The organism is Pyrobaculum sp. (assembly GCF_049971835.1).
Taxonomy (GTDB): Archaea; Thermoproteota; Thermoprotei; order Thermoproteales; family Thermoproteaceae; genus Pyrobaculum.
The window spans coordinates 1-9,024 of the sequence record NZ_JBMFKV010000080.1 but is presented as its reverse complement, the minus strand read 5'-3'; the positions used below and the strand labels follow the sequence as shown (position 1 = coordinate 9,024).

At 55.9% G+C, this 9,024-nt stretch carries 8 protein-coding genes; 4 read left to right on the top strand and 4 right to left on the bottom strand.

What is annotated here, in order from left to right; genetic code table 11:
- Nucleotides 1-259 precede the first annotated feature (259 nt).
- Nucleotides 260-805 carry a PaREP1 family protein gene (locus tag ACP5J3_RS08055; protein WP_428495216.1) on the top strand — a complete coding sequence of 182 codons (546 nt, stop codon included), beginning with the start codon at nt 260-262 and terminating at the stop codon, nt 803-805.
- Between the two features lie 681 nt (nt 806-1,486).
- On the opposite strand, the gene ACP5J3_RS08050 is transcribed toward ACP5J3_RS08055, so the two are convergent.
- The 4 genes from ACP5J3_RS08050 to ACP5J3_RS08035 all read right to left on the bottom strand — a co-directional run bounded on the left by ACP5J3_RS08050 (nt 1,487) and on the right by ACP5J3_RS08035 (nt 3,610).
- A complete protein-coding gene (locus ACP5J3_RS08050) occupies nt 1,487-2,866 on the bottom strand; it encodes a transposase (protein WP_428495215.1) in 1,380 nt (459 codons plus the stop codon).
- Between the two features lie 63 nt (nt 2,867-2,929).
- Nucleotides 2,930-3,148, bottom strand: coding sequence for a hypothetical protein (locus ACP5J3_RS08045; protein WP_428495214.1), 219 nt, complete (start codon nt 3,146-3,148; stop codon nt 2,930-2,932).
- A gap of 5 nt (nt 3,149-3,153) precedes the next feature.
- Nucleotides 3,154-3,318 carry a hypothetical protein gene (locus ACP5J3_RS08040; protein WP_428495213.1) on the bottom strand — a complete coding sequence of 55 codons (165 nt, stop codon included), beginning with the start codon at nt 3,316-3,318 and terminating at the stop codon, nt 3,154-3,156.
- 76 nt (nt 3,319-3,394) lie between these two features.
- Entirely contained in the window at nt 3,395-3,610 is a 216-nt protein-coding gene (locus ACP5J3_RS08035) for a hypothetical protein (protein ID WP_428495212.1), read from the bottom strand.
- A gap of 2,185 nt (nt 3,611-5,795) precedes the next feature.
- Here ACP5J3_RS08035 and ACP5J3_RS08030 point away from each other — a divergent pair.
- The 3 genes from ACP5J3_RS08030 (at nt 5,796) to ACP5J3_RS08020 (ending at nt 8,861) form a co-directional block, all read left to right on the top strand.
- Complete coding sequence (locus ACP5J3_RS08030; RefSeq protein WP_428495211.1) at nt 5,796-6,179, top strand: hypothetical protein; 384 nt, start codon at nt 5,796-5,798, stop codon at nt 6,177-6,179.
- Nucleotides 6,180-6,184: 5 nt separating this feature from the next.
- Entirely contained in the window at nt 6,185-7,051 is an 867-nt protein-coding gene (locus ACP5J3_RS08025; protein ID WP_428495210.1) for a hypothetical protein, read from the top strand.
- An 805-nt stretch (nt 7,052-7,856) separates the two neighbouring features.
- Nucleotides 7,857-8,861 carry an ATP-binding protein gene (locus tag ACP5J3_RS08020; protein WP_428495209.1) on the top strand — a complete coding sequence of 335 codons (1,005 nt, stop codon included), beginning with the start codon at nt 7,857-7,859 and terminating at the stop codon, nt 8,859-8,861.
- Nucleotides 8,862-9,024 lie beyond the last annotated feature (163 nt).

The following is a 9,024-nucleotide window of genomic DNA, read 5'->3' as shown; positions in this document are numbered from 1 at the left end:
ACACGTCTGGGGATTCCACGAAGGCAAGCTAACAATAGAATACATAAAGACAGGCGTAGACAAAGTCAAGAAAATGCTAGACGAGGCCAGGAAAATACTCCAGAGCCACGCATAAAGACGCTAGACACCTGTAAAGACGCGGGGGTGTTGAGGTAGGTGCCTACAGCCACCACCCCAGCCCACACGCCTGCCCACTACAGAGCGGCGGCCACCAGAAGCTCCAATAGTTAAATATAAACTGGGTAACGTAGACGTGGCTCTGGCAAAGACTTTGGATAAGCCCCTACCTAAACCCACCAGCGAAGGCTATGTAACAGCCCGCCTCCTAGAGGCTTTAGTGGAGGCCCGGCTGGCGTTGAGATACCTCGAGGAGGGCCTTGTGAGGAACGCCGCCGGCAAGGCCTTCCAGGCGTGGAGGGCGTTGCTGGCCGCACTCCTCAAGCTTGAACTTGACAAATTGAAAACTCTCACCAAGACAGAGGAGGAGAGGAAGTGGCTAGAGTCGACGGCGGTGCCCCGACTGCCCACTGGGAGGATGAAAACCCTCTCCCAGATGCTGGAGCAGATAGGCCACCCCGACATCTCTCTGTGGACTGACAAGGCCCTCGACCTCCACGACTACCAGTACCACGGGCCTGATCCAGATATGGCTCTCTCTAAGTACAGGAGTAGCGAGGAGGCGGCTTACGACGTGGTTAAGCTCGTCCAGGGAGTGATTAGATACGCCGAGTTCCTCAAACCCCGCGTCAAGTGGAGCCAAGAGCTAGAAAAGGCACTGGAAGAGCTCAAGACAGCCCTCCGCTAGCCGCCGCACCTAGGAGATCCTCACATCCGCCGCCCACAAACTCGGCAAAAAACCCAGACAACACAAAAAACCACAAAACCCTTCCCACATCCAATTCTTAAACCCTCGGCATAATTACATTCGCCGGGCGGGCGATGACCGGACCCACGCGGACAGACTTCTGAAGACAGGGAGCTTAGGGGAGCCCGCCCGGCGCCTCTCTTCTACACACGAAGTTATAAACTTTTCCGCCGCACACACGGCGCCGCCACGGCGGTATCCAGAAAAGGTGAAGGGCGCCCCTAATCTAGCCGCATAGCCTCCAGCACAGCCACGGACCTAGCGCAGATGCGCCACGGCGCTCCCTCGCTCTGCACAAATACTCCAGCAACCCCAAACGGCCCAGATCCAGAAACTAGCCAGATCCCAGACGCTCCTATCCAACTAGGCTACCCATTTGTGAGATCGCAGATCGATGTCAAGCCGCGGTGCGCAACATCTCCACATACGGCGCGGCGGTTGCGACACACCGGCCTATGACCAGATGGCCCAACACTACGGCGGCGGCCCTTACTGACCTGCGCCCTCCCACGGTGGTTACCGTGCAATGGCGGAGTCGCTACAAGACAATTGGAATATTTGCCCTTCTCAGCAACTCTCTGAAGTCCTCCTGGCCTCCTCCCCGCCCCTCTGAGGGGCGGCTCATGGGCGCCCTCGGTCCCCATCGGGGTCACCGTCTCCTCGCCCGGCGGGGGTCATGGGGCTGGCCCGGGCCAGCACGGCGGGCCTTGGGGTTCGGATAGACCCCTCTGCTTCCAGCACCTGCCTGGACCACTCCTCTAACATCTTCTCGTCCACGGCGGATAGAGCTCTCTTAACGGCTTCTGCGTACTTCCCCTCCAGTTTCTCTGTTGCCTTCTTCAACATATTCAGCACAGAGGCTACGTCTCTGTGCACCCAGTGGCCCCTCGGGCAGAGGCCGAGCTTTGGGCCGAGGGGGAAGGACATCTCAACGCCGTGTATTGGACAGGTCTTAGAGTTTCTGTAGGCCGACACCAGCAGAACCTTTAGTCCCCTCTCCTCCGCCTTATCCCTAACCTTCTCTACCACGGCCTTAATGGGCGTCTGCTTTATCCGGTGTCTGAGCCGTGGGCTCTTTTTGTCCTCTACCATCTCCTCCTGCGGCTTTTTACCGACGTTCTCCGTCACGAGGACTGCTGGCTCCCTAGTGAGCTCGTGGGCGACCTTGTTTACCTTATCCCGCTTCCTGTCCCGCTCCCTCAACCTCTTAACCCTCTTCCTGTAGTCCCTCGTGTGGGCGCCAGAAAGCCTCTTTCCGTCTATCTCTACGGTGAACTCCTCCGCCCACCTGCGCCTAACCGCGTCGTATCTCTTCGCCAGACGGCCGAAGTCGGTTCTAAAGACGCGGATAGATATAGAGGGCTGAATCCACTGCTGATTCCACTGCGACACTCTGTCGACTGTGGCTTTCAGGTCCACCCGAGCCGCAAATACCGTATTTTCGTTCACGTCGAAGGCTATGATCGCTACGGGCTCCTTTCCCGCCTCGGATTCCACCTCGTACGTAAACACGGCGTATACCCTGTTCTTCACCCGCCTCAGCCGTATCGTAGACGATCTCTTGGCTCTGCCTATTCTGACCAGCCACTCGAAGAGCCAGAAGCGCTTGTGGGGCCAGAGCTCCGCGGCGTACCTCTCAGACATTAGGCGTACTGACAGCGATGTAAGCGAATTGGGGCGCCATGAGGTCTCGGCGACGTAGGGCGCTACGCGCCTAACCGCGGGAGGCCTCCTGCCAGCCTCAGTCCAGGCGTTGTACGCCTCCACGGCGTCTTTAACCGCCTGCTGGGCGTATGCAGACGGCAGGCCGAGCCGCCTCACCGCGTCTTTCACCTCGTGCCACACCTTGAAGTAACTAGCGCTCCTACCCTTGTAATTCTGCACTAAGTACTCTACAACAAGTCGCTTAGCTTTCTTATACCCCCTCTCCAGCTCAAGAAAGTCGAGGAACTGGTTTCCGTCTAGCAGAAGCGGCACTGCGACCGAGCGCCTAACCACCATGTCTAAATAAACGCCGGCTAAAAAACCTTACTCCCGCCCTAAAGGGGTAGATTTGCCGCCACTCTATAAATGCAACGCCTCTCTCTCATACCTCCTCAACTCCCCGACGACATCCTCAACGTAGCCGGCGCGCCACGCCTCAACAATGACCTCAAACGCCCGCCACACCTCTACCCCCAGACCTAGCACCCTCGGGGCGAAATACGCGCCGCCGTTTTCAGTCAAGACGACGTACCCAAACCTCACCCCAGCGGCGAGGCACACAGCCTCGGGGAAGTCCACCCTCTTCAGCGGTTATTACGGCCAGCCGCCATAATTCTACGCGCCTCCTCCTCCACGTCGGGGGTCTCCGTGAAAAGCGCCATGTTACCAGCGGCGAGGCTCTCCGCAACCCAATCTACAGCCGGCGGTAGCTTAATTTCCCTCAAAACAGACTCGGGGACGTGCACCACGTCAAAAAGCCTAAACAGGAGATTCCGATTGGAATACCCAGCCCAATCCACTAGAAAAGAGGTATCAGCAATAGCCTCACGTGACGCTGGGGACGCGCGCCCTAATCCTCAGCTCGTTAAACTCATCGACAGAGAGGCCGGCGATGCGCGACGCCACGTAGATATCACCCGTCTCCATGTAGTACTTCAAAGCCGCCCTCAGCTTAGGAGGCAACGAGTTTATGAACTCCCAATCAGCCCACTCCCTCCTAACCCTCCTACCCTCTTCAAAAGCCTCAACAACCTCCTCCACATCTAATACAACACACAGTGTTAAAAGGTTATCGCAACCACAGCCACACAGCCGCCATCAGCCAGGACACAATAAACCACGTGCAATCTCCGTCGCATCCGCCAGAGACGCCGCAACGAGCCACACGCTTTATTTAGGGGTACAGATCCCCGCATGTGGCCTCCGCGGTAGCGCCCGAGGAACGAGCTAGACCTCACCAGCGCACCTCCCTAAATAGACACCCCACATCCCTCTCAGAACCCTGCCTTACCCCTTCGACACCTCACCGCCGCGGTGGTAAAAGATCCATGACTTCATAAACTGCCCCATGGGGGGCCGCAAACCGCCGAAGCAAAGCATCCCCAACACCGCACACAACAACGCATCCGTAGCCGGATTGCCAGCAACAAAAGGCACGACTCCTCCGGTGTGCCACGCCCCCTCAATACATCACAAGACAAAACACCGGATTACAGGAGAGCGCCCGCTCATAACCCCGCAACAGCGGCAAGGACGGTTAGCCCTCAGATCTACACCCGGTTGCCGAAAGCTGGAACCGCGCCTCTCTACACAATCCGTTGGCAAAACCTGCCAGCTACATGTCTTCGGTCGCCGGGGTGACATTTAGCGTCTTTTTTGACATGTCCATTGGCTTCTCCAGCTAAGCCCGTGGCAGGATCTTTCGAGGTGGAGAGAATTCCAATATGTTTTGTTGGTGCTGTATACTCCCCCCAGCTGTCGTCAAGTTGGTATTGTTGGCCCTTTGAAGGCGCTGTGGTTAAGCGGGCGTTTTGAACCCGGTGCCAGACGCCAACCACCATACAACCCAGCATAGAGAGCCGATCCCCAGGTGAGCTTGGCTACATAGCCAGGATCAGATTTCTGCTCTGTCTTATGTGGACCACCGTCTGTAGTCTTGAGCACGTCTCTAAGCTGGCATGCAGAAGTTTCACAGAAGCTAGGCCACGCGCCAGCTTAGTGCGAACGCCGCGCCGGGGATACAACCACGCGCGCGGTTGTACTAACAAACGTCTATACCCATTACAATAAACACCGCAATGAGTTTAGCGACGGCACGAAGCACATAAGCGTGCTACAGCACACTCTCCTCCACGAAATGCTAGACACGTATAGAGCATCTGAACTTCTACAAGTATTTTAGCCTAACGCCGCGTTAGGAGTCGTAGGCTCTGTAGTGATTGAGATAGATAGCCAGAGCCCCGGCGGCGGAGTTGTGTCATAAGCACTCGATACAGTCTTTTTCGAGAATATCATCACCCCTCGGGTATGCCCTATTTCAAGCAACGCATTCACGAGAGCAGGTACTTAAGGTCTCGCCATATCGCAATGTCGCCGCCCGTCACCTAGCTAATTACCATAATCTCGCCTACGCAGTACCTAACTCTAACGACCACGCCAATCGGAGGCCTCCTAGCCCTCCCATACTTAAACTCCACGCCTCGCCACCCAACCCTTGGGTTAATCCAAAAAACAGAGAAACAAGAAATGGTCAAATTAAGCCATAACAAGCATCAACTTACCACATCCCCACCATGCAGGACAGTCAGAGAGCGCCGTCCGGTCCCAACTACGCTCCAGCGCCAAACCAAAGACAGCGGCGTTGTGGAAGAATTCATACGCCGCCGAAATATCGACGACAATACGACCCCTAGAAGCCGCGCCCCTACGATCGACTTCAACTGCGCCTACCCCCCGACACGGCGCCACCAAGATACGAGACAGGACAACTGATCTACCACGATGAATCCGCAACAAGGCCTCAGGTGTTCAGAGATGCCTTCAACATACATACAACGTTTGCACATCAGGAAGTAAAAAGCAACGGGAGCGCATTAATCCACTATGCCTACACGCGGAACTTAAGGCGTGGTACAGACCTAAAAACTGGGCCTTAAGATGCTTTTAAGTCTACAGGCGGAGCAACTCTCTCCATGAAACTCCTCTCACCCCAGCAACTCGCTGACAAAATCGCGCAAGGCGACCACGTCTCCGAGGGATCGCATGACACCACGGCACCCCCGCGCCCCTAGACGCTCGGAAAAGAGGAGCATCAAGAGAATTAAGCCGTGCAGAACATGCAAAATCGTTAATAAATAAATTGTTTATTACTTACATGGGCAACGTGGGGATTCAGAAAATACGTCGTATTGTACGGTGGCGCTTTAAGAATGGCGATGGACATGATATGGGGAAGTCTCCTACCGTCAAGGAGCTTGGCGAGGTGGAGAGGCTGTATAGAGAGGGGAAGGTAGAGGAGGCGCTTAGGCTTGCGGAGAGGCTGGCGGAGAGGGATCCAGGCGGGGCTTGGGACCACTTTATCATTAAGGCGGCGGAGGCGAAGGATTTGGAGGAGAGATCTTTCTGGGTGGTGGCGGCGTCCAGGGCGGCGAGGCAGTTTATGCCGTCGAGATTTCTGCCAATACGGAGGTGGTTCAAGGACCTGGGCACGGTGGCTTTCGGCATCGCCGCGGGCTACATAGAGCCGGTACAGGTGGGAAAAGGCTTTGTGTTCAAAGTTGGCCGCAAGACAAAGACAATAGGAGAGGTGAAACACATAGAAAAGGTGTAAGTTTAATGTGTTTTTCAACAGTTCGCCACGTCTTCAAGTACCTCTTCTTAAATTGGGAATATATCAAGAAGGTAGAGGAGTACACTCTTAAGGCGGAGAAAGACTGCGGAGATGAGGAGGCAGTTCTTGAAATTAGGCGGGATAGGCACGTAGGCCCAGAGCCAGGCCTTACCTTCCACCCACGGCTAGAGGTAGAGGGACCGGGAGGCGAGAGGCTTGAAATTACGAGTAGTTATGAAGTTGGTAAAAATAAACTATTGATCAGATTAGGGCGTAGCTTTAGGAAAGGCGAGTACTACACGGTGAAGCTGTCCTACCTAATCCCCATCGGGTGGTGGCTTAGAAAAGGCAAGATCCCCATACCGCTGGGGCTTAAAATTGATGTAAAGAGGTACAAAAAACTTGGGCCGAAGATTTTGACGCTTGAAGAGTTAAATGTCTACGACAAATCCATATCTATCTACCCCTACGTAGATTTGCCAAAGGGATACGAGGCGGCGGCCATAGCCGAAGTAAGAACACCCAGACCTAAAATTTCCTTTGATCCAACCATTGGCTATAGAATCCGCTTGAAGAAGGGCGGCTGGCTTAGGTTAACCATCGAGATAAGGCCACAGCGGCGGTATGTCGCAGTGCTGTTCCTACTCATCGGCTTGCTAGCCGCCCTCTACCTAGCGCCACCAGTTTGGTATATATTCTTCAAGAACTACAAGCTAAGCATCAACTTCGCCATCATCCCAGTAATTCTAACAGTTACACAAGCCATAGACAGCTGGCCATACGAGACGTGGGTATTCGCCATACGCACAGCCACACTTCTCCACCTCCTCTACGTCGTGTTGCTCTACTTATTCGGCGTATCAATAATATAACAAAACCCCAGCCGTACGCCCCCCACGACTTCTAAACCTCCTAAAAAATCAATGACATACGGACTGTTTTGAAAATAGCTCCGCAACCCGCCTCACGGGAGGCGGGGTGGGCATCTATACGTCTACGCGCCTTCAGATGCTCCCCCCTTCAACGTAACGATAGGTGGGAAATTTCGCTTTTCCGCTACTAACTAGACTGGGAACCTGCTTAGTGTTTCTCTTCTTTAACCCTTTAGCAGGTCAGTAGCTCTAAACTGCGCCGCCGAGTCAAGACCCGCCCTCCACCCCCACGCTCCACCTAAGAGTTAAACCTCCGAGCGGCCACTACCCGGCTCGCCATAAAGCCCGCCCAGGCCACTCACACCTGAGACGCCCGAGAGGCACTCGGCGCGCCAAAGCCTAAATCATAAACCCGCAACGCTGACAAATCCGCCGGACGGACGACAGCCGAAAACCCGGCTCGCAGATATCTAAAAATAAGGCGTTAAGCCGGGCCCGCCCGGCCCCCCTTTACCCGCTAGTCACGCCCGTCCCCGCCCCAGAACCCAGCTTATAAAAGAGCCGCACAAGCCCCAAGCCACCACGGCGGCAACCGCCCACCGCGCTAAACAAGCCAACGCCTTAAGTTGCTCTTAAAACCCGGGGATCTGAGCACACCCACCAGAGATCCAACAGCCCCCCGACGCACACCTCCACCAGACCCAAAACGCGGACGGAGTAAAAATTCCGCGCGGGAGACGAGATCTGCGTTCTGTCCCTCGGTGAATCCGGGGGCATTTTTAAATTCCGGCATGTGGAGCGTTGTGTGAATAGAATTAGGCTGAAGCTGGCGAGGGGGGTAGACGTCGAGTTCGTCGATAGAGAGCTCGGGCTGAAGAGAATTGAGGAGTGGGCCACCCGGGGGACGAGGTTTGTAAAACTGGTCTTCGGACCGGAGGGTTGCGGCAAAACCGCCTGGCTGAAGCAGTCGGCCGAGTTGCTGAGGGAGCTCGGCTTCGACGTAATCTACGTCAACCCCCTTCAGAGAGAGTACATCGCATATGTAGATCTAAAAGAGGTAGTGAAGAGGCTGGCGGAGGCCGCCGCCGAGAGGAGCGGCGTCGCCGAGGTGAAGCTGGCAGACCTCGCCATACAGCTCGCCACATACATCATACGCAAGAAGAGGAAGAGGAAGGTGGCGGTGCTGGCAGACGACGTTTTTCAAGCAATTGGCCTGGACAAGGCGGCTAGCTACGTCAAGTGGATGCTCGGCCTCATCGAATACCCACCAGGCGAGTACGAAAACATAATCGCCGTAGCCGCCACAAGCGAAGGCGCGGCGAGGAGAGAAATCGGGAGGCACAGATGGGCCGACCTATACCCCATGTGGAATATGCCGGAGGAGGGCTTCCGGCAGCTGTACAATCAGCTCCCCGGCGAGAGGCCCCCCTTCCAGGAGGTGTGGAGGTGGACAGGCGGAAACCCCTCGGCGCTGGCCACCCTACTCGAACACAGCTGGGACGTAGAGAGGTTAGTGGAGCGGCTCGCCAAGGAGAAAGACGTCACCCCCCAGCTGGCGAGCCGCTGGCGCACCTGGCTTGAAAAAGCCGTAGACGACCCCGACGTCTTGTGGAGCCCCGACGCGCCCGAAGAACTTATCGACATGTTAAACAAGAGGAATCTCATAGTCTACAACCTACACAAAAGAGACACCTGGTTCTGGATAGACACCCCACCACCCGAGAGGGATCCCGAGCTGGGAATAGGAAGACACGTCGCGTGGCAGACACCCCTCCACAGAGAAGCCGTGAAGAAAGCCCTCGAGATATAAACACGGCGCCACCCTCACTCCCAGACGCGCCAGCCTCCGGCGCGGGCCGGCCGGCAGATGTCCCCCCTCCCGCAGACGCCCAACAGCGGCAAACCCAGCACCAGGTGAACAGATAGGCACGACCCGCAGAACAGCCCTACACCGCGACGCCAGCCCTGCCACT

Excerpts from the sequence above, each read along its gene's own strand:
- ACP5J3_RS08030 (WP_428495211.1), top strand. The coding sequence starts at position 5,796 with ATGGGGAAGTCTCCTACCGTCAAGGAGCTTGGCGAGGTGGAGAGGCTG.
- ACP5J3_RS08025 (WP_428495210.1), top strand. The coding sequence starts at position 6,185 with ATGTGTTTTTCAACAGTTCGCCACGTCTTCAAGTACCTCTTCTTAAAT.
- ACP5J3_RS08050 (WP_428495215.1), bottom strand. The coding sequence starts at position 2,866 with ATGGTGGTTAGGCGCTCGGTCGCAGTGCCGCTTCTGCTAGACGGAAAC.